21 protein-coding genes and 1 riboswitch are annotated in these 20,661 nt (G+C 64.4%); of the genes, 10 read left to right on the plus strand and 11 right to left on the minus strand.

Annotated features, from left to right (window positions below):
* Positions 1-790 precede the first annotated feature (790 nt).
* Positions 791-2,293, plus strand: coding sequence for a chromosomal replication initiator protein DnaA (gene dnaA / locus BN69_RS00005; protein ID WP_014889486.1), 1,503 nt, complete (start codon positions 791-793; stop codon positions 2,291-2,293).
* A gap of 73 nt (positions 2,294-2,366) precedes the next feature.
* On the opposite strand, the gene BN69_RS00010 is transcribed toward dnaA, so the two are convergent.
* Positions 2,367-3,452 carry a polyamine ABC transporter substrate-binding protein gene (locus BN69_RS00010; protein ID WP_014889487.1) on the minus strand — a complete coding sequence of 362 codons (1,086 nt, stop codon included), beginning with the start codon at positions 3,450-3,452 and terminating at the stop codon, positions 2,367-2,369.
* Between the two features lie 104 nt (positions 3,453-3,556).
* Between BN69_RS00010 and BN69_RS00015 the strand changes: the two genes are divergently transcribed.
* The gene (locus BN69_RS00015; RefSeq protein WP_014889488.1) at positions 3,557-4,030 is read left to right on the plus strand and encodes an MmcB family DNA repair protein; all 474 of its coding nucleotides are present in this window, start codon (positions 3,557-3,559) and stop codon (positions 4,028-4,030) included.
* Between the two features lie 4 nt (positions 4,031-4,034).
* On the opposite strand, the gene BN69_RS00020 is transcribed toward BN69_RS00015, so the two are convergent.
* From BN69_RS00020 to yajC, 7 genes are read right to left on the minus strand one after another with little or no spacing between them, the layout of a single operon-like run.
* Positions 4,035-4,628, minus strand: a complete 594-nt coding sequence (locus BN69_RS00020) for an ActR/PrrA/RegA family redox response regulator transcription factor (RefSeq protein WP_014889489.1) — start codon at positions 4,626-4,628, stop codon at positions 4,035-4,037.
* A 59-nt stretch (positions 4,629-4,687) separates the two neighbouring features.
* Positions 4,688-6,022, minus strand: a complete 1,335-nt coding sequence (locus BN69_RS00025; protein ID WP_041927040.1) for an ActS/PrrB/RegB family redox-sensitive histidine kinase — start codon at positions 6,020-6,022, stop codon at positions 4,688-4,690.
* Positions 6,023-6,057: 35 nt separating this feature from the next.
* Positions 6,058-6,897, minus strand: coding sequence for a phytoene/squalene synthase family protein (locus BN69_RS00030; RefSeq protein WP_014889491.1), 840 nt, complete (start codon positions 6,895-6,897; stop codon positions 6,058-6,060).
* 4 nt (positions 6,898-6,901) lie between these two features.
* Positions 6,902-7,270: an Mth938-like domain-containing protein gene (locus tag BN69_RS00035; protein ID WP_014889492.1), complete on the minus strand. Its 369-nt coding sequence runs from the start codon at positions 7,268-7,270 to the stop codon at positions 6,902-6,904.
* Positions 7,267-8,334 (minus strand): protein translocase subunit SecF, encoded by a 1,068-nt coding sequence (secF, locus tag BN69_RS00040; RefSeq protein ID WP_014889493.1) that lies wholly within the window; start codon positions 8,332-8,334, stop codon positions 7,267-7,269. The genes BN69_RS00035 and secF overlap by 4 nt, the downstream gene beginning before the upstream one ends.
* Positions 8,335-8,347: 13 nt before the next feature.
* The gene (secD, locus tag BN69_RS00045; protein ID WP_014889494.1) at positions 8,348-9,940 is read right to left on the minus strand and encodes a protein translocase subunit SecD; all 1,593 of its coding nucleotides are present in this window, start codon (positions 9,938-9,940) and stop codon (positions 8,348-8,350) included.
* Between the two features lie 36 nt (positions 9,941-9,976).
* The gene (yajC, locus tag BN69_RS00050; RefSeq protein WP_014889495.1) at positions 9,977-10,588 is read right to left on the minus strand and encodes a preprotein translocase subunit YajC; all 612 of its coding nucleotides are present in this window, start codon (positions 10,586-10,588) and stop codon (positions 9,977-9,979) included.
* A 233-nt stretch (positions 10,589-10,821) separates the two neighbouring features.
* Between yajC and BN69_RS00055 the strand changes: the two genes are divergently transcribed.
* Together BN69_RS00055 and BN69_RS19530 are read left to right on the plus strand one after the other, a co-directional pair.
* Positions 10,822-11,103, plus strand: a complete 282-nt coding sequence (locus BN69_RS00055; RefSeq protein WP_014889496.1) for a hypothetical protein — start codon at positions 10,822-10,824, stop codon at positions 11,101-11,103.
* A 245-nt stretch (positions 11,104-11,348) separates the two neighbouring features.
* On the plus strand, positions 11,349-11,885 hold the full coding sequence (locus BN69_RS19530; protein ID WP_014889497.1) for a hypothetical protein: 537 nt from the start codon (positions 11,349-11,351) through the stop codon (positions 11,883-11,885).
* A 10-nt stretch (positions 11,886-11,895) separates the two neighbouring features.
* On the opposite strand, the gene argE is transcribed toward BN69_RS19530, so the two are convergent.
* Positions 11,896-13,053 (minus strand): acetylornithine deacetylase, encoded by a 1,158-nt coding sequence (argE, locus tag BN69_RS00065; protein ID WP_014889498.1) that lies wholly within the window; start codon positions 13,051-13,053, stop codon positions 11,896-11,898.
* Positions 13,054-13,062: 9 nt separating this feature from the next.
* Entirely contained in the window at positions 13,063-13,455 is a 393-nt protein-coding gene (apaG, locus tag BN69_RS00070) for a Co2+/Mg2+ efflux protein ApaG (RefSeq protein ID WP_014889499.1), read from the minus strand.
* A gap of 699 nt (positions 13,456-14,154) precedes the next feature.
* Between apaG and BN69_RS00080 the strand changes: the two genes are divergently transcribed.
* From BN69_RS00080 to BN69_RS19355, 5 genes are all read left to right on the plus strand, one after another.
* Entirely contained in the window at positions 14,155-16,581 is a 2,427-nt protein-coding gene (locus BN69_RS00080) for a TonB-dependent receptor family protein (RefSeq protein ID WP_014889501.1), read from the plus strand.
* Positions 16,582-16,727: 146 nt separating this feature from the next.
* Entirely contained in the window at positions 16,728-17,093 is a 366-nt protein-coding gene (locus tag BN69_RS00085; protein WP_014889502.1) for a DUF2946 family protein, read from the plus strand.
* A gap of 114 nt (positions 17,094-17,207) precedes the next feature.
* Positions 17,208-17,432, plus strand: coding sequence for a hypothetical protein (locus tag BN69_RS00090; RefSeq protein WP_014889503.1), 225 nt, complete (start codon positions 17,208-17,210; stop codon positions 17,430-17,432).
* 4 nt (positions 17,433-17,436) lie between these two features.
* Positions 17,437-17,844, plus strand: coding sequence for a hypothetical protein (locus BN69_RS00095; protein ID WP_014889504.1), 408 nt, complete (start codon positions 17,437-17,439; stop codon positions 17,842-17,844).
* Between the two features lie 113 nt (positions 17,845-17,957).
* On the plus strand, positions 17,958-18,095 hold the full coding sequence (locus tag BN69_RS19355) for a hypothetical protein (RefSeq protein WP_158491285.1): 138 nt from the start codon (positions 17,958-17,960) through the stop codon (positions 18,093-18,095).
* A gap of 3 nt (positions 18,096-18,098) precedes the next feature.
* On the opposite strand, the gene BN69_RS00100 is transcribed toward BN69_RS19355, so the two are convergent.
* Positions 18,099-19,304 carry an O-succinylhomoserine sulfhydrylase gene (locus BN69_RS00100; RefSeq protein ID WP_014889505.1) on the minus strand — a complete coding sequence of 402 codons (1,206 nt, stop codon included), beginning with the start codon at positions 19,302-19,304 and terminating at the stop codon, positions 18,099-18,101.
* Positions 19,305-19,378: 74 nt separating this feature from the next.
* Positions 19,379-19,457: riboswitch (SAM riboswitch) on the minus strand.
* Between the two features lie 100 nt (positions 19,458-19,557).
* On the opposite strand from BN69_RS00100, the gene BN69_RS00105 reads away from it, so the two are divergent.
* Positions 19,558-20,658 (plus strand): 2'-deoxycytidine 5'-triphosphate deaminase, encoded by a 1,101-nt coding sequence (locus BN69_RS00105; protein WP_014889506.1) that lies wholly within the window; start codon positions 19,558-19,560, stop codon positions 20,656-20,658.
* The last annotated feature ends 3 nt before the right edge of the window (positions 20,659-20,661 follow it).

The following is a 20,661-nucleotide window of genomic DNA, read 5'->3' on the forward strand; positions in this document are numbered from 1 at the left end:
AAAATTCTCCCGATTCAATCTCTTGCAATCAAGCTGTCACGAACGGGAAATCACTCGGGCACTTGACACTATTTCTGGCGCTTCTCCGGCGCGCCGCCGGCGCGAGGCCCTCGCCCCGACGCGCATGTCGCCGGCGGAATTTTAAGGGCGGCGAATCATCGGCTTATCGCCGAAGATGAAGAAAGTTCATGGCGCCATGCGACAAAAGCCCAATCATTATGACAGATTTAATCGCGAGCGTCGTTGCGCGTGATGGCGCTGACGTGTAGCTTCGAAGGGTCGAGCGAAAGGCGGTCGGCGTCAGTTTTTCATGGGCGCGCAATAGTGAGGGGAACGGCCTGCGTTCCCCGGCGCGGATGGGCCCACAGAGCAAGACGCATTGCCGCCTTCCAGCCGTTCGGCTTGAAAATTCAAGTGATCAGTTCGCAAGGGCGTAGAGTAAATTCCGTTTCCTGCGACGCGCATCAATCCGGGGATCTCGCTGATCCCGGACGAGGGGAGACTTTGCCATGGCGAAGGGGCGTTTGGCCGAGACAGTCGAGGGAGCGCGCCGCGTCAACGATCGCATCAGTGTGCGGTCGTTCGCGGCGCCATGCGGCGTCTGTTTCACGCAGGAGGCCAACGTCGGCAGATGCGCGCGGCTCGCCATCGGGCCGCCTCCAAGAGTGTTGATTTAACGCCGTTCGCGGCGGCAATTACTCGATCCAACTAGGTTCCTTTCGATCAGCGCCAGCGGCGAGATTCGCCGGGGGCTCCCTTTCTGGCGCTCGTTTCGGAAAAAAGGTCTGAGATGTCCGATCATAGAGAACAATTGGCAGACGACGGAGTAACCGCTGAAGATCGCTCGAAATGGGACCGAGTACGGCACAGACTGAGGAGCGACCTCGGCGACGCGGTTTATAATTCCTGGTTCACGCGATTGGAGCTCGAGCGTATCGACGGCGGCGCGGTGCATCTGACGGTGCCCACCAAATTTCTGAAAAGCTGGGTGCAGTCGCACTATGCGCCGCGCATCAAGGCGCGCGTCGCGAGCGAATTTTCGAAAGTCGAGCGCGTCGTCATAGACGTACGTTCGCCCATGCGCAAAGCGCGCTCGCGTGAGGACGGCGCGGATCAGGTCGAGTCCAACGCGCCGCACTGCGTCTCGCGCGCCGTCGCGTCATTCGCGCCTGCGCTCGATGCGGCCAACGAAGCCAGCGCGCGCCGCGCCGCTCGCCCGATGACCATGCGTCACGACGCCGACGCATTCGTCGGCTCGCCGCTCGATCGTCGGCTGTCCTTCTCGACTTTTCTCGTCGGGCCGTCGAACCAGCTCGCCTATGCGGCCGCCTGCCGCGTTGCGGAGGCGCGCTCCGGCGATCTTCCGATGTTCAATCCGCTCTACGCCCATGCGGCGGTCGGGCTCGGCAAGACGCATCTGCTGCAGGCGCTCGCGCATGCGTCGAACGACAACCGCCGCCATACGATTTATCTGACGGCCGAGCGCTTTATGAGCGGCTTCGTCTCTTCGCTGACCACGCATACGTCGCTGGCGTTCAAGGAGAAGCTGCGCGGCATCGACGTGCTGATCATCGACGACGTTCAGTTTCTCCAAGGCAAATCGATCCAGCAGGAATTCTGCCACACGCTGAATGCGCTGATTGACGCCGGCCGTCAGGTCGTCGTCGCCGCCGACCGGCCGCCGTCGGAGCTCGACACGCTCGACGAGCGCGTGCTGTCGCGATTCAAGGGCGGGCTGTGCGTGGACATCGGCCCGCTGGACGAGTCCTTGCGCATCAAGATCCTCGCCGCGCGCATTGCATCGGCGAAGGAGTCGCAATCCAGTTTCCACGTGCCGCCGGAAGTCATCTCCTACGTGGCGCGGACGATCGCGACCAACGGCCGCGATCTCGAGGGGGCCGTCAATCGGCTTCTCGCCCACGCCACGCTCACCGGGGCGCCGCTGACCGTCGAGACCGCGGAAACCGCCATTCGCGATCTCGTGCGCACACAGGATCCCAAACGCGTCAAGATCGACGACATCCAGAAGCTCGTGGCGAGCCACTACAATATTTCGCGCTCCGACATTCTGTCGTCTCGGCGCACCGCCAATGTGGTGCGGCCTCGACAGATCGCCATGTATCTGTCGAAAGTGCTGACGCTGCGCTCGCTGCCGGAGATTGGCCGCAGATTCGGCGGCCGCGATCACACCACGGTGCTGCACGCGGTGCGGAAAATCGAGGAGCTCGCCGCCAAGGACAAAGGGCTCGCCGAAGTCATCGAACTTCTGAAGCGCATATTGAGCGAGCAGTAGACTGCGACGCTCGGCGGGGTTCACGCGTAAGGCGTGACGCGATCCGCCGGGCGCATGTCGGCGCCGGAGCTTTTCATCGTCCGGTCTTCACCGTCGTCCATAATCTGGTGATCAGTTTCTGAACGGTCTGATCGGGCGCCGTGACGGTAAACAGGCGTCGCATCGTGAGGTCGTTTGGATAGACCGACGGATCGTTCGCGACCGCCTTGTCAATCAGCGGTCGTGAGGGCGCGACGCCATTGGCGAAATTGGTGGCGATCGAATTGCGCGCGGCGATGTCCGGTCGAAGCAGATAGTCGATGAAGAGATAGGCTTCCTCGAGATGGCGCGCGTCCTCTGGAATCGCGAGATTGTCCAGCGACAGGAGCGAACCCTCGGTCGGGATCACGTAAGCGATATCGACGTCGGTTCCGGCCTCGCGGGCGCGATTGCGCGCTTGCAGGCTGTCGCCCGACCAACCGATGGCGACGCAAATGTCGCCGTTCGCCAGCGCATTGATATATTCAGAGGAATGGAATTTCTTCACATAGCGGCGCAGACTTCCTAAGAGGCCGGCGGCCCGCGCAAGATCCTTCGGATTTTTCGAATTAGGATCGAGCTTCAGGTAGTTGAGCGCGATCGCGAACATGTCCTCCGGACTGTCGAGCATGTAGACGCCGCAGTCGGCGAGCTTCTTTAAATTTTCCGGCCGCAGGACCTGATCCCAGCTCGTTATCGGCTTGCCGAGCCGCTCCTGGACCTTCGCGACATCGTAAGCGACGCCCGTCGTGTACCACATGTAGTTGATGGCGTAGCGGTTGCCCGGGTCGAAACGCGAAAGTCTGGAGTCGATCTCGGGCCAGATATTGCGCGCGTTGACCAGCTTGCTTCTGTCGATCGGCTGCAGCACGCCCGCTGCGATCTGCCGCTGCAGGAACGTCGCCGACGGCGCCACGACGTCGTAGCCGGTGTCGCCGGCAAGAAGCCGCGCCTCGAGCATTTCGTTCGAGTCATAGGTGTCATAAATGACTTTGATTCCCGTTTCTCGGGTGAAGTCCTCGAGAACGCTTGGATCGATGTAATCGCTCCAATTGAAAATATTGACGACGCGCTCAGCGCCCAGGACGGGCGATGTCGCGGCGACGAGCGTGAGGAGGCATGCGAGAAGAAGCCGTTTCATGCGACAAGCCGTGTAGCGGATCAATGGGGGAACCTATCATGGTTGCGCGCGCTTTGGCGACGCGCCATGCTGGCCTGAGCAGCCGAAACGCCAGCGGAGACGATATGACCGCGATCCTCACAGATGGCGCGACCGCGCTCGAAAGCCGCGCCGACGCGACCAAATGCGTGGCCCGCGGCGTCCGCCGCTATCTGAGAGCCTCCGGCTTTTCCGTTGTTTGCGAAGCGCCCCTGCCGAACGGCCGACGCGCCGATCTCATCGCGCTCGCATCTGACGGGGTCCTGCGCATTGTCGAGGTCAAGTCGAGCTACGCCGATTTTCGCGCGGATCTTAAATGGCCGCTGTATCGCGGCTTTTGCGACCGGTTCTATTTCGCGATCCCCGCATCGCTCGATCCGGCGATTTTTCCGAACGACGCGGGCTTGATCGTCGCGGACGCGCATGGGGCGCTACTGACGCGCGAGGCGCCGGTTTTCCCCCTCGCGCCCGCGCGTCGGCGTTCGATGCTGTTACGTTTCGCGGCGATGGCGGCGGACCGTTACTGCCTGCTGGCCTTCGGCGACGAACAGCCGAATTGAGGCGTCAGCGGGGCGCACGCTTGGCGAGAATGCGTTGCAGGGTCCGGCGGTGCATGTTGAGCCGCCGCGCCGTCTCCGAGACGTTGCGGTCGCATGACTCGAAAACCCTCTGGATATGCTCCCACCGCACGCGGTCGGCGGACATGGGATTTTCTTGAGCGTCGGGCTTGTCGACCTGCGTCGCCATCAGCGCGTGATAGATTTCGTCGGCGTCGGCGGGCTTCGCTAGATAGTCGAAGGCGCCGAGCTTAACTGCGGTCACCGCAGTCGCGATGTTGCCGTAGCCGGTTAAGATGATTCCGCGCGCGTCGGGACGCGACGTCTTCAGCTTTGAGATGACGTCGAGGCCATTGCCGTCGTCAAGCCGCATGTCGATGATGGCGAAAGCGGGCGGATTCGACTCAAGCGCGGCAAGACCTTCGGCGACTGTTTCGCAGGGCGTCACCAGAAAGCCGCGGGCCTCCATCGCACGCGTCAATCTGCCAAGAAACGGCTTGTCGTCATCGAGGATCAGCAGTGAACGGTCCTGCGGCAGCGCCGGAACTTGCTCAGGTTCCGAGACGCCTTCCCGATCCGCCTTCAATTCTTCGGTCGACATCGTGCGTTTCCAACCCTGATTTTTGTCAAATCTAGCTTATCGCCGGCGTCGCGTCGATTCTATTTGTCCTGTTGGGGAAGCCTTGGCCTGGCCGCGGCGGGCTCGAGCGCGGCGCGCGGCCAGGTGATTTTGGCGATCGCGCCGGTGCGCGGCGGAGAGACATTCATTGTTTCGACCGTAGCGCCCGATCTCTCCAACAGGGTTTTGGCGATGAAGAGGCCGAGGCCAAGCCCGGATTCGGCGTCGTTTTTCGTGCGCCGTTCGATCGGCCGACCCCGCAGATATGGGTCCCCGAGACGGTCCAGAATGTCGGGAGAGTAGCCGGGCCCGTCGTCCTGAATGGTGATCGTCACGTAGCTTGAACTCCACCAGGCGTCGATCTTCACGCGCGAACTGGCGAAGTCCATCGCGTTTTCGACAAGGTTGCCCAGCCCATAAAGAATCGCTGGATTACGCGCCAGCACCGGCGGGTCCGAGGGCCCGTTTTTGGAAATTTCGACCTCGACGCCGATCTCACGCTGCGGCTCGACCACTTCCTGGATCAGCGTGTCGATCGACAGCAGATTCATCACGCTGCTCTGGTCCGTCGCGCCGAGCGACGCCAGCTTGCCCAGGATCTCCCGACAGCGCGCCGTCTCCTGCGCCAGGAGCGCGAGGTCGTCGCGCAGCGCCGGCGCATTCTCCGGCAGGGAATTCTGCAATTCTTTGATGATCAGCGTAATGGTCGCGAGCGGGGTGCCAAGTTCATGCGCGGCGGCGGCGGCGAGGCCGTCGAGTTGCGAGAGGTGCTGTTCGCGTTCGAGCACCAATTCCGTCGCCGCGAGCGCGTCGGCCAGGAGCCGCGCCTCGTCCGACACCCGCGCGGCGTAGATGCCGATGAACGCCGCGCTGAGCGCGAGCGCCGCCCACACGCCGGTGCGGTAGAGGAGGGGGAAGGTCAATTTTTCGTCGGCATACCAGGGCAACGGATAATATTCGACCGTGAGCACCGTCGCGACCGCGATCATGACGATGCCGAGCAACAGCGTCAGATTGCTCGGCAGCGACACCGCCGAGATGATCACCGGCGTCAAAAACAGCATCGCGAAGCTGTTCGTCAGTCCGCCGGTGAGATAGAGCAGAAATCCCAGCTGGATGATGTCGTATCCCAGCAGGACGGCCGCCTCGACGTCGCCGAGGCGGAAACTGCGCGGCGTGCCGAAGCGCATGCCGATGTTGAGCGTCGCCGAGGCCGTGATGAACACGAAGCAGAGGCCGACCGGAAAATCGAATCCGAGAAAGAAATAAACCCCGATACATGCCGCCGCCTGACCGGTGATGGCCACCCAGCGGAGCATGAGCAGCGTCTCCATGCGCAGGCGCCGGGCGTCATAATCATATTCGACGGTTGTCATTTCAGTAATTCCATGGAGGCCGCTTCCGGCGCGCGTCACAATCCCACGCCGCGCGACGCGCGCCAGATGCGCCACTGTCGCCGCAGCGGCGAGGGATCGCCAAGCGGGCGAAACGGATCGTAGTCGCTTCGCGCCAGCCGCTCCAGATAAAGTGGAGCGGTGGCGCACGGGAGCAGCGCGGCGCGGGCGGGTCCGAGATCCACGGCCAAACGGCGCGCCCGCTCGTAGCGGGACTGCGCCAGCGCATGCAGTTTCTTCACGGTCGGACCAAGCTCGCTGCGCCGGCCAGAGGGTTCGCCGTCATGCGCGACGGCCTCGTCCGGCAGGAATTTCGCCTGTTGGGGACCCTCGGCAAGTGCGCGCAAGATGCGCGTGAGGCCGAGCGCGACTCCCGCCTCATCGAAAGCCTCCGCCGACGGCGCTTGAAGATCTGCGCCGAGAATTTGCGCCGCCCAGCGAATCGGCGCCGCCGCCGTGGCGCGGCAATAGTCGTCGAGCGCCGTCCAGCTCGGCATCGCGTCGTCGTAGAGATCAAAAATATGCGCCTCCGCCAGCGCGACGAATTCGCCGCGGGGCAGGGAGAATCGCTCAATCGTGTCGATCAGCGCGTCGGCCACGGGATTGGCGCGCACGCCTTCGCCTTGCGCGGCGTCGGCCTCCAGCGCGTCGACCCACCACTGCAGCCGCATCTCGCCCAGCAGCGGTTGCGTGACCTTGCCGCTGACGTCCGCCGTTTCCTGGGCGAAGGCGTAGAGCGCATGAATGTGCGGGCGCGCGTCCTGGGGCGCAAAGAGGCAGGCGAGCCAGAGGTCGCGATCACGCGCGCGCAGCAGCTCCTCGCATTGCACATAATGCTCCTGCGAGGCGGCGCTCATGATGTCACACGGCGATCAGCAACGCGCCGACTCGCCGATTCTCGTCGACGAGCACATTGTACGTCCGCACGGCGGCTCCCGTCGCCATGGTTTCGCAACCGACGCCCGCCGCGCGCAGCTTCGCGCGCAGGCCGCCGGCAAGCGGCAGCAAATCCTGCCCGGTGCCGACGACAAACACGTCGAGGCCGCCGCTTTCGGACAGCGCGCTATCGATCATTGAGTCGTCGATCTCCGCGGCGCTGGTCAGAGGCACGGCGCGCACGCCGGAGGGCAGCGCGAGAATAGAGCCGCGGTGGGACATGTCGGCGAAGCGGAATCCGCCGCCGCCGTAGTCGTCGATCTTATGACGGCCGGGTACATAACCGTCCGTCAAGCCGGCCTCGTCTTGGCGCGTTTGCCGGACGTCTTCCGAGAGGGCGCGGGCGTCTTTTCGGCGGATTTCGTCGGCGCGGCGACCGGCGTTTCCGCAACGTCATCGCGCGCGGAAACTTCTGCGTCGGGCTTGGGTTCCGTCTCGTGTTTCTGCGCGGCTTTGTCGGCGTCCTCATTGCGCAGCCCGAGATAGATCAGCATCGGCGAGCAGATGAAGATGGACGAGTAGGTCGCGACGAAAATGCCCCAAATCATCGCGACTGAGAACGAACGGATCACTTGGCCGCCGAAGGCCACGAGCGCGAACAGCGCAAGCATCACCGTCGTCGCGGTCATGATCGTGCGCGGCAGGACGGCGTTGATCGACATGTCGACCATCTGCGCTGTCGGCAGTTTCTTGTATTTGCGCATGTTCTCGCGAATTCGGTCGAGTACCACCACGGTTTCGTTCAGCGAGTAGCCGACGATGGTCAAGATCGCGGCGATCGATGTGGTGTTGAACTCGAGCTGCGTGATCGAGAAAAAGCCGACGGTGAGCAGCAGATCGTGCATCGTCGCGATCACGGCGCCGATCGCGAATTGCCATTCGAAGCGGAACCAGAGATAGGTCAGCACCGCGATGATCGACAGCACGACGCCGAGCGTGCCGGACTGCACCAATTCATTTGAGACGCGCGGGCCGACGACCTCGACGCGGCGCAGATCATAATATCCGCCGACGGCGCCGCGCACCCGCTCCACCGCCGCCTGCTGGGCGACGTCGCCGCCGGGCTGCAGACCGAAGCGCAACGTGGCGTCCGCGGGATTGCCGAACGCCTGCACCTCGATGTCGCCCAGCTGGAGGCCTTCGCCGAGCGTGCGCAGCGTGCCGACTTCCGCGGCCCCGGATTTCGCGCGCAGTTCGATCACGGTGCCGCCGGCGAAGTCGATGCCGAAATTCATCCCCTTGAAGACGAAGAGGGCGACGGCGATCAGCGACAGCAAAGCCGAGAATGGATAGCTCACGCGGCGGAACCGCATGAACGGGAACTTGGTGTTCTCCGGAGCGAGGCGCAGAAGTTTCATAAAGGTCGCCCCTTCAGATCGGCAGTTTTGTCGGCCGCGCGTAATGATACCAGACGGCGATCATCATGCGCGTCATGGTCACCGCGGTGACGATGGTCGTCAGAATGCCGAGCGCGAGCGACACGGCGAAGCCGCGCACCGGTCCCGAGCCAAGAAAATAAAGGATCGCCGCGGCGACGAACATGGTGACGTTGGAGTCGACGATGGTCGCGAAGGCGCGCGTGAATCCCGCGTCGAGCGAGGCGAGGATCGAGCGCCCGGCGTGATTTTCTTCGCGTATGCGCTCGTAGATCAGCACGTTCGAGTCGACCGCCATGCCGATCGTCAACACGATGCCGGCGATGCCCGGCAGCGTCAGCGTCGAGCCGAGCAGCACGAGGCCGGCGAAAATGAAGGCGATATGCACGAACAGCGCGAGATTGGCGAAGACGCCGAAGACGCCATAGGTGACGAGCATGTAGACGACGACGAGACCCGCGCCGACATAGGCGGCGCGTTTGCCGGCGTCGATCGAGTCCTGGCCGAGTCCCGGACCGACGGTGCGCTCTTCGACGATGTTGAGCTTGGCCGGCAGTGCGCCGGCGCGCAGCAGGATCGCAAGGTTGTTCGCCTGTTCGACGGTGAAGCGTCCGGAAATCTGGCCGGAGCCGCCGGTGATCGGCGTCAGGATCCGCGGCGCGGAAATGATCTTGTTGTCGAGGATGATCGCGAAGAGGCGTCCGACGTTCTTGGAGGTAACTTCGCCGAAGGCCTGGGCGCCGCGAATGTTGAAGCGAAAATTGACGACCGGCTCGCCGCTTCTTTGCTGGTCGAATCCGGGCTGCGCGTCGGTGAGATCCTCGCCCTTGACCATCACCTGCTTCTCGACGCCGAGCTTGCCTTCCTGTTCAACCTGATCGAGCTCCTCGACTTCCGCCGGATTCTGGCCGGGATCGGCGACGAGGCGGAATTCGAGCTTCGCGGTTTTGCCGAGAATTTCCTTGAGCGTTTCGGGGTCCTGAAGGCCCGGCACCTGCACCAGCACGCGGTCGTCGCCCTGCCGCTGAATGCTCGGCTCACGCGTGCCGAGCGCGTCGACGCGCCGCCGAATGACTTCGATCGATTGCTCCACGGCCTTGCGCGACTTGTCCGTGATGCCCGCGTCGGTGACGGTCACGCGGATGAGGCCGTCTGGCGACGCCTCGACGTCGAGCGGCGACGGCCCGCCCATGAGAGCGCTGCTGAAGCTGTTGCGCAGCTGCCGCAATTTCGGCAGGACTTTCTCTCGATCCGCAGGATCGGCGACGCGCACCTGTACGCCGCGTGGGGTCGTTCCGATGCCGCCGGTGATGGCGACCTTTTCTTCGCGCAGGATTCGGCGCACGTCGTCGCGCAGATTCTTCACCTGCGTGCTGATGAGATCCGCCTGATCCACCTCGAGCGTCACATGCGAGCCGCCCTGCAGGTCGAGGCCGAGCACGATGGTCGGAGGCGCAAGCCAGGCGGGCAGGCGCGACTTCAGCTCTTCATAATGGGACGGCGACAACATGCTCGGCGCGACGACAAGCACCGCGGCGACAGTCATCGCCACAATGGCGAGAAATTTCCAGGTCGAGAATCGCAGCATTGTCCTGCTATTGGCTAGTGATCGAAAGGAGCCGCGTCAGCTCTGTGAGCCGGATCCGGCGTCTCCGGGCTTGTTCTCGCCCGCCTTGCCGTTGCCGGTCTTGACGTCGCTCGACTTGGTTTCAGCGGACTTCGCCGACTTTCCGCCGCTTTTGGCGCCGCCCGTCTTGGCCGTCGGCGGCGTCTCCTCCCTTACGGGTTCGCCCTTGGCGCGCACTTCGGCGACGGCGGTGCGCAGCATGCGCACCCGCACGTTGGGCGCGATCTCGACCTCGATTTCAGCGTCGTCGATGGACTTCGTCACCTTGGCGACGATTCCGCTCGTGGTGACGAGCGTGTCTCCGCGTCGGACGTTGCGCAGCTGCGCGAGTTGCTCCTTCTCGCGTCGGGAGCGCGGGCGGATCACCAAGATGTAGACGATGCCCATCACCACGAAGATGGGAATAAGCTGCCCGAGCATCTCCGGCATGGTCGGAGGTTGATGCGCTTCGGGCGGCGTCTCGACGGTTTGACCCGTCTGGGTGGCGGTCGGCGGATGCGGCGGTGTTGGCGACGTCGGCGCGGCAGGCGCCGTCGGGCTCGCAGGCGTCTCGGCGGCAGGCGGTGAGGGCGTCTGGGCTTGGGCCAAAGCGTCCGGGATCAGCTTCATCGCGAAAATCTCTTTAAAGGGCTCGGAGCCCGACGCGGATTATTTCCAAGCGCCGAACGGGCGCGGACTATAGCCGCTCACTTCACGAAAGCAATGGCGCGCGGCCGACTTCACGTGATGCGCGCGCATAAGCGCGAGCAACCGAATGTGCGGCCGCGCACCGCCCTTCGCCGCTGGAGAGCATAGTCGATGTAAGGCGCCTTAAGGGCGCCCGTGTTGTCAGGAGAAAATTCATGTTGAAGAACCTTTCCTACGCCGCGCTTTTGGCGGGAGCGCTCTTTGCCTCTTCCCCCGCCGCCGCAGGCGGCCACTGGCATGGCGGCCATGGCCATGGCGGTCATGGCTGGCACGGCGGTCATGGCTGGCACGGCGGGGACGGTTGGCATGGCGGCCATGGCTGGCATGGCGGTTGGCATGGCGCCGGCTGGCACGGCGGCTGGGGCCACGGCGGCTGGGGCGGTTACGGCGGCGGCTGCTGGCGTTGGTGGTACGGCCAATGGCATTGGACGTGCTGACCGCTTCGAACCCATCAGGCGATCTCGTCTCTTCGGCGGTGGCCGAAGCGCCCTCTCGCTTCGCCAACGCCTGAGGGCCGCGCGAACCGCTGTCGCCGGGCGATGCGCTTTCGCGAGTCCCCTAAAGTTGCGGCGCCGGAGGGGTTTGCTCGCAAATTGTTCAAACGACGCCACATAGAGCTGTGGGGTCATGCCTCAGCCCAAGTCTCCGCCGAACCGCGGATCGCTGAGCAATTCAACGGAAGGTGGAGTCATGTCAGCTTTCAAGAACATTTCTGTGGTCGCGGCGCTTATCGGCGCGCTGGCGATGCCCGTTACGGCCGGCGCCGCTGGCGGCGGCGGCGGTAAGGGAGGAGGCGGCTGGGGCGGCGGCCGAAGGCGGCGGCCAGGGCGGAGGCGGCGGCGGAGGCGGCCAAGGCGGGGACGGTCAGGGCGGCGGTCAAGACGGCAATATGGGCGGCGGCCAAGGAGGCAAGGGCGGCCAAGGCGGCAAAGGCGGCGGCCAATGGGGCGGCGGTGGCCAGGGCGGCGGCGGCCAGTGGGGCGGCGGCGGCAAATGGGGCGGCGGTGGCCAAGGCGGCGGCGGCTGGGGCGGCGGCGGACATGGTCCCCACGGCGGCTGGGGCGGCGGCGGTCACCACGGCGGCTGGGGAGGCGGCGGCGGTTGGGGCGGCCGGCATGGCGGCGGGCGTTGGTGGCGTGGACGCTGGTGGGATTACGGCGTGGGCGGTTGCTGGCGCTGGCACCCCTACCGCCAGAACTGGATCTGGGTCTGCGGCTAACGCGGGATCCTTACGCGCGAAGTTGCTGCGCTAGGCCGCGCAGGAGCTCAAGACAGGCGGCCAGCTCGGCGATGTCGATATATTCGTCGGGCTGGTGCGCCTGGTCGATGCGGCCAGGGCCGCAGACGACCGCGGCCACGCCCGCGCGCTGAAACTGACCGGCCTCGGTCGCATAAGGGACGGCGATCGTCGCGTTGCGCCTGGCGAGCCGCAGCGCCAGCGTCTCCGCCTCGGAGCCCGGCTGCGGCGCGAGCCCCGGCACCTGAATCTCGGTCGCGGTCTCGACGCCGGCGCCGGGAAAGCCGACGAAAATCGTCCGCCTCAGCTCCTCGCAATAGTCCTCCAGCCGGTCGTAAGCGAAATTCGGCGGCGCGCCGGGCAACGCCCGAAACTCCCATTGGAATTCACAGTCCTTGGCGACGATGTTGCGCGCCGTTCCGCCCTGAATCACGCCGACGTGAATGGTCGAGAACGGCGGATCGAAACGCCCGCTCGGATCGCCTGCGGCGCGCAGCGCCTCGCCGAGGCGCTCCAGCTCGCACACGAGTCTGCAGGCGACATGCACGGCGCTGACGCCGCGATGCAGATTGGCCGAATGGATCTCGAAGCCGCGCACGCGCGTCACATAGGTCGCGACGCTCTTATGCGCGTCGGCGACCTCCATCGACGTCGGTTCGCCGACGATCACGGCCGAGGGGCGCGGCAGGTCGGCGCCGAACCGCGCGATGACGTCGAGAGGGCCGAGACAAGTGGTCTCCTCGTCATAGCTCAAGAGAATGTGGATCGGCCGAGACAGCCGCGCCGCCTTGAATTCCGGGATCATCGCGAGACAGGCGGCGTCGAACCCCTTCATGTCCACCGCGCCGCGCCCGTATAGGCGCTTGTCGTCGCGCCGCAGCGTGAAGGGATCGCCGCTCCAGTCCTGCCCCGTGACCGGCACGACGTCGGTATGGCCGGACAGGATCACGCCGCCGTCGGCGTCGGGGCCGACCGTAATGAAGAGGGCGGCCTTGTCGCCGGAGGCGTTCGGCGCCCGCACGAAGCGCACCTCCTGTTCGCGCAGGTAAGCTTCGACGAAATCGATCAGCGGCAGATTGGACTTGGAGCTCACCGTGTCGAAAGCGACCAGTCGGGAAAGCATGTCGATCGCGTCTTCCAGGCGCTCCATCGCGCCGGCCTAATTCAGCGTCGGACGCGACAGCGGACTGTCGAGCGAGAAAGCGGGCACTTCGACGTCGAAGGTTTCGCCGGCGTCGGTGATCATCCGATAGCTGCCCTGCATCATCCCTGACGGCGTGGCGAGCGGACAGCCTGAGGCGTAACGAAACGTCTCCCCAGGCTCCAGCACCGGCTGTTCGCCGACGACGCCCGGTCCGCGCACTTCCTCGCGGCGCCCATTGGCGTCGATCACGATCCAGTGGCGCGACAGAAGCTGCACGCGAACGCGCCCGAGATTGGCGATCTCGATCGTATACGACCAGAAGTAGCGATCCTGGTCGGGGTCTGAGCGATCCGGCAGAAAGTCGGGAAGCGCCGTGACCTGAATGTCTCTGGTGATGGAGATGTACATGGATGCAAGATTAGAACGGGCGTCGCCAAAGTGAAATGTTTTTGATTGGGCAATGATCGGCGCGCGAACGATCACAGACTGTGGCCCAAGAGACACACCGATCGCCTTTCGGACTCAATTCATCGCGCCGCGGCTATCCCCGATGCAGTGAATTGTAAATAGTGGGTTGTCAGTTTTGACCGGAATCAAGATGCGGCTCACGACGCTTCGCACCCTGTTGCTTATCCTGGCCATGGTCGTCTAGACCGTCGCCGGCGGAGCCGGGCTGGCGCGCGCCGCTTCGATCTCTCCCGAAGAGACGCTCGCAGCTCATTGCCAGCAGGCGCGCGCAGGGGAACAGTCCGCGCCCAACGACCGGCTTGGCCATCGGCCCCACTGTCAGTCCTGCCTCTTATGTGGCGAACCGCCGCCGGGATGGGTTTCGCTGGCCTCCGATTATGTTGTGGCGCCGGGCGAATATGCGCTGATCGACGCGCCCGCATATGCGGCGCCGTCGCTCTCCGAGCGATCGTCGCGCGCGCATAGCGCACGGGCGCCGCCCCTCTTACGCGCCTGAGGCCGTTGACGCGCGCAAGAGCGCGCCGTCCGGAATCCCGCTGCTCGAAACAGCCTCCACGTCACAGGTCCGCGTGCGCGTTGCATCCAACGTCGCGGCCGCTCTCCCTATGCCGACTGCCGTCGGCGCCAAGGAACACCGTCATGATTCGTCGTTCTCGCCTCCTCAAAGGAGCCTCTTTCGCCGTACTCAGCCTACTCGCCCCGTCGGTCGCGGATGCGCAGCAGGCGCTTCCCACGATCAGCGTCGGCGGCGTCCGCGGCCCCGTGCGGCCTGGTCCCGTCGGCCGACCGGTTTCCGGGCCGACGCGCGTCACGACAGCCGCGCCGAACCCCGCCCAACCGGCGCCCCCGGGATTCAGCCCGCGCAAATTGGCGCTGCCCGTCTATCGTGATCCGACCGGACAGACCTTCACGACAATCCAGGGCAAGGATTTCGAGAACATGCCGCTGCTCTCCGTTCGGGAGTTGCTGCAATACAGTCCCGGCGTCTCCTTCAAGCAGGGGAACGGGCCGCGCGACGTCGTCATCTCGATCCGCGGCTCTTCGGCGCGCAACGGCTTCGGCGTCCGCAACATCGTGCTGCTCGAAGACGGTTTTTCCGTCACCCAGCCTGACGGCCTGTCGCGCACCGACCTTACCGATCCGCACGCCTATGCGGGCGTGGACGTCTATCGCGGGCCTTCGTCCGCCCTGTTCGGCAACTTCGCCAATGGCGGCGCGATCAATTTCCGCACGCGGACCGGCGCCGAAATCGACGGGGTGCAGGTCGGGAGCGAATTTGGATCCTTCGGATATCTCAACAATTTCACCGCTATCGGTAAACATACCGGCAATGTCGACATTGCGATCTTCGCGAGCGACGTGCGCGGCGACGGGTGGACGCTCCACAATCGCTTCGACACGCAGACGGTCAATGCGACAGCGCGTTGGCAGGTGACGCCAAACGACCTGCTGACCTTCAAGTTCATTCACAATCAGCTTTATAGCGATCTGTCGACGCGGCTATCGCTGAACCAGTATTATCTCAACCCCTACCAGGGCGGCTGTTTTGCGCTGACGCAGCTGGGGGCGACAAATCCTCTCGGCTATTTAAACCGGTCATTATGTGCGACCGCCAACGTGTCGCTTGTGGGCCTGAACCCTTCAGGTCCCGCGAGCTACCAGACAACGGCTGTCTTAGCCGGCTTCAACCGCAACGACCGCCGCGACGTGCTCGGCCTGCGCTGGGAGCACAGCTTCGACAACAACACGGTATGGCGCACGCAAGCCATTTATGACGACAAGAACATCATTCAGCCGACCGGCAGCACCGCAGCCTTGCAGGACGAGCCCGCCGTAAACGCCAGCACCGACATCACGCAGTTCGGTTCGCTCGGGGGATTCGAAGCGAGACATTTCGCCGGCCTGTATTTCAACCGGACGCGCTACACCAGCTACACCAACAATACATTGCCGTTCGGGTCTGGCGCGACCGGCGCGATCCAGTCGAAGCAGAACGCCATGATGCAGAATCTCGGCGCGCGCGGCAGAGAAGAGGTTGCGCTTTCCAAGGATGTAACGCTTGTGCTCGGGCTCGCGGCCGAGATGACGAAGATCGCAGCGGTGCAAGATCAGTTCACTTATGTGAACGCGCTGGCCAACTCGAGATTCGCGCAGATCGCCACCTTCCAGAGCGTTCCCGTCAACAAGACTTATTGGAACTTCGGTCCCGAAGCCTCTGTCACCTGGCGCATGTGGCCAGAACTGCTGACGCATTTTCGGGCGTCGAGCGGTTATGGCACGCCCAATCCGGGGCAGCTCTTCGTCAATCAGCAAGGCAGGCCCGGTTCGAACACCGATCTGAAAACGCAGCGCAATACCGGCATCGACATCGGATTTGACTGGAGGCCGGACGAAACGCTGCTCTTCAGCCTCACAGGCTTTCATGAATGGTATCAGAACGAGCAGATTCAGCAGAGCCCAGGCGCCGGCTTGCTCAGCTATACATTCAACGCGCCGGGGTCAGTGCATCGCGGCGTTGAGGCGCTCGCCGACTGGCGGCCGATCGACGGCTGGAAGGTGCTGGCGAATTATACCTACAACAATCAAATCTTCACCAACTTCAACGAACAGCTGGCCGCAGGCGGCGTAACGGCCTACTTCGATCGGGGCGGAAACAAAATACCCAACGTGCCCGCGCATAACGCGACCGCGCGGCTGGGCTATGACCAGCCGTTCGGGGACTACAAGGGGCTGGGCGCGTTCGTCGAATATGTCTATCAAAGCTCCTATTATCTCGACAACGCCAACATCTTGACGATTCCGAGCTACGGCCTCGTCAACGCCAATGTCCACTTCGACAGAGATCTGGAATTTTGGCCGGTCAAGAATTTCTCGGTCTACTTCGAAGTGCGCAACATCTTTGACAGAAACTGGATCGCTTCAGCCAACAACATCACGAACTCGGTGGCGCTGGTGAATGGCGCTGTCGTCCAAAATGGATATGCGCAGCTCGCGCAAAATGGAACGGGGTCGATCTACGCCGGCAATCCGCGCCTGTTCCAAGGAGGCGTGAAGTTCAAATTCTGACCCATGGGGCGGCCGAGATCGCTGAGACGCTTTGCCGCGGCGAGGCGGTCGCCCCAAGATTAACTTGTCGTGGCCTGCGCTTTTTGCTTACATCGACGCGCGCATGTGAATTTCGCATGCGCGCCGATTCCAGGGCTCGAGACTTTATGCGTCGTAACTGGCTGACAGTTCTGCTGTTCGCGCTTGCGCTGACCGTTCAGGCCTTCGCGCCTGCGGCGGCGCAGGTCGCGTCGCGGCTGGGCGCCGGCGACGCCGTTAGCGAATTTTGTTTTACCGACGTCGCCTCGAGCGACCGATCGCAGGCGCCAGGCCACGCAAAGGGCCACCGCGACGTCTGCTTGTTTTGTCAAAACCATTGCGATGGCGTGGCGCCGCTGGCTGCGCGCGTCATTCATCTCGGCAAGGCGCCCGTCCAATGGACAGCGCTTGATTGGACGGTGGCGGACTGCGCCCTGCCGACCCGCCTGCAGGATTTTTCCCGACAGGCGCGAGCGCCCCCCGCCAACTCCTGATCCTTCGCACGCCGCCGCGCCGCTTTGCGCTCTCGCCCGGACTCCGGGCGCGCGCAGCATCGGGCGTAGCTTAAGGACAACGCCGCGTCAAAGCGGCGGATCGGGAGTAAGCCCATGTTTCGTAAACGTAGCCCGAGCGGCCGGGAAAGCGTCGTCGCCGGCGCAACGCTGGAATCTCTCATTGAGCGGGAGCGCGCGCAGGGACACGCGCCCGGCATGGCGGCGCTCGCCGCCATCGTGCCGGCGCGTCTGTGGCGTGGAAATGACCAGCGCGTCATTCGCCTCATCGACCTCGAACGCCGCGCGAGATTCTCGCGGCCTTTGACCGACGCGACCTGAACCGATGTCTCCGTCGGCGTTCAGGCTCGCTTCGCTGCGTTGCGCGCGTGCGCGGCTTGGCGCGACTCTGCTGTTCTCAGCGGCGTCGCTCTTTGCCGTCGCGCCGCTCGCGCGCGGCGTCGCCGAGTCGGGCGTCGGCGGCCGTCTGGTCGCCCAACTCTTTATCTGTTTCGCGCCGGGGGCCTCCCAACCCGGCGCGCTTGCGGGGCGGCTGGGCCCCAAAGACGATCGCTCCGCCTGTATCCTCTGTCAGGCGTTTTGCAGCGGTCTCGCGCCTCTCGCGGCGCGGCCCGGCCCGATCGGCGCGACGCCCGTCCCGAGCTTCAAGCTCGCGCGGACGGTGGCGGACTGCGTCGCGCCGACGCCCCGTCCCAGCCCCGCTCACCGCCCGCGCGCGCCGCCGCAGGCCTAGCGCTGCATCGCGAATGGCCTGCGTCGGCGTCAATTTTCTTCTCCCGCCGCCGCCGCGGGCCGCCACTTCGACTTTCACCATTCCGCCGCGATTTCTTTCGAAAGGGCATGCTGATGAACGAACTGATCACGGGCGTCGTGCTTGAGACGCTTTGCGCCATACTTGCCGTGTCCTGTTTCGTCGCCGACTGCGCGATGCAGGAGGCGAAAATTCCCGCCCGCCGCAAAAGGCGGAACAGCGCGCAGCCGTAAAGCTCAGGCGCGCGCGGCGGCCCACAGCCCGCGGGCGAGATCGTCGACGAGATCGTCGGCGTCCTCGAGGCCGACCGAAAGACGCAGCAGGCCGTCGCCGATGCCGAGAGACGCGCGCGCCTCCGGCGTCAGCCGCTGATGGGTCGTCGTCGCCGGATGGGTGATGAGGCTCTTGGCGTCGCCGAGATTGTTCGAAATCTTGATCACCTCCAGCGCATTGGCGAGGCGGAACGCCGCGGCCTTGCCGCCCGCCATATCGAAGCTCACCAGCGTGCCGCCGCCCGACATCTGACGGCGCGCCAAATCGACCTGCGGGTGATCGGCGCGGAAGGGGTAAAGCACCCGGCTGACGGCTTTCTCTTCGGCCAAGAAGTCCGCGATCTTGGCCGCGCTCGCAGCCTGCTGCGCGACGCGCAGCGGCAATGTCTCGAGTCCCTTGAGCATCACCCAGGCGTTGAACGGCGACAGGGCCGGCCCGGTCTGGCGCAGGAAATTGTGGACGCTCTCTTCGATCAGCGCCTGCGAGGCCAAAATCACGCCGCCAAGACATCTGCCTTGCCCGTCGATGTGCTTGGTCGCCGAATAGACGACGACGTCGGCGCCGAAGTCGAAGGGCTTTTGCAGGAGCGGGGTCGCGAAGACATTGTCGACGACGAGCTTTGCGCCGGCCTCATGCGCAATGTCGGCGATCGCCTTGAGGTCATAGACCTCCAGTCCGGGATTGGTCGGGCTTTCCAGGAAGAACAGCTTCGTCTCGGGACGGACGGCCGCCTTCCACTGTTCGAGGTCGGCGCCGTCGACGAGCGTGGAAGGGATTCCGAGACGCGGGAGCAAATCCTCGACGACATAAAGGCAGGAGCCGAACAGCGCGCGGGCAGAGACCACATGGTCGCCGGCTTTGAGCTGGGCGAGCAGGCTAGCGGTCACCGCCGCCATGCCGCTCGCCGTCGCGCGGGCCGCTTCCGCGCCCTCCAGAAGGCACATGCGCTGCTCGAACATCGCCACGGTCGGGTTCGAAAAGCGCGAATAGATGAAGCCCGGCTCGTCGCCCTTGAAGCGCGCCTCGGCCGCCTCCATCGTGGGATAGGCGAAGCTCTGCGTGAGGTAGAGCGCCTCCGACAATTCTCCGAAGGAAGAGCGCTGCGTCCCGCCATGCACGAGTTGCGTCGCGGGTTTGAGCGGCCTGCGGGGCGGGGCGTCGGCGGACATTGGTTCTCCCTCGGCGCGAGGCGCCATTCGCTTGATGCGCGCCGAACGGCGCTGCTACGCAAAAAGCGGGGCTTCCTCAGGGAGACCCGGCCTTTTAGCGCGTTGTTTTTCGTGGCGGCAAGCCGGCCGGCTCAAATAACCACGTGCGTCTATAGAGGGCAGAGAGCGCGCGGCTGTCAACAGCTTCGGCTTGAAAGGCGGCGCGATTTGGCGCTTATGCCAGCGCAAGGAAAGGCGACGGGGCGATAGACGAATGGGCGGCGTGCTTTCCAGCCGGCAGATTCAGGCGATGGCCGACGCCGGCCAGATCCGTCTCGCCGCGCCCTTGGCGCATGGGCAGATTCAGCCGGCCAGTCTCGATCTGCGGCTCGGCCCCAAGGCCTTTCGCGTGCGCGCCAGTTTTCTGCCGGGAAAGCGGCGCGGCGTCGACGAACTCCTCTCCGCGCTTAAATATGACGAGATGTCGCTTGAAGGCGACGGCGCCGTGTTGGAGCGCGGCTGCTTCTATGTCGTGCCGCTGCTGGAAAGCTTGGCGCTCGGCGACGCTGTCCTCGGCGCCGCCAATCCGAAAAGCTCGACGGGGCGCCTCGATATCTTCACGCGGCTGATCACGGATCGGGGCGACCGCTTCGACGAGGTCGCCCCCGGATATCACGGCCCGCTCTACGCCGAAGTGTCGCCGCGCAGCTTTTCGGTGCGCGTCCGCACCGGCTCGCGATTAAACCAATTGCGTTTTCGCACTTATGCGCAGAGCGAATCGCAAGGCGGGACGCTCGGCGACGCGGCGCTCGACGAACTGCATCGCGCATCGCCGCTCGTCGACGGGCCGCTCAATTTGCGCGACGGCGTCGTGCTGCGCGTCGCGCTCGACGCCGACGCGTTCGGGGGAATCATCGGCTATCGCGCGCAAAAGCACACCGACGTGATCGACGTCGATCGCATCGGCGCCTATCGCATCGACGATTACTGGGACCGTCTGCCGTCGCGCGACGGAAGGCTCATTCTCGATCCCGGCGATTTCTACATTCTCGCCTCGCATGAGCGCTTGGCGATTCCGCCCGACCTCGCCGCGGAAATGGCGCCGATGGATGCGGCGATCGGCGAGTTTCGGGTGCATTACGCCGGCTTCTTCGACCCGGGCTTTGGCGCCGGGCCAGACGGCCGACCGGGCGCCCGCGCCGTTCTCGAAGTGCGCTCGCGCGAAGTCCCCTTCATCCTCGAAGACGGCCAGTTCATCGGCCGCCTCGTCTATGAACGCATGGCGGAAACCCCAAAGGCGCTTTACGGCCAGAGCGGCGTGTCGAATTATCAGGGGCAGGGGCTCAAGCTCTCGAAACATTTCATGGCGGAGTGATCT

Origin of the sequence: Methylocystis sp. SC2 (assembly GCF_000304315.1) — a bacterium.
In the GTDB taxonomy this organism is placed as follows: domain Bacteria; phylum Pseudomonadota; class Alphaproteobacteria; order Rhizobiales; family Beijerinckiaceae; genus Methylocystis.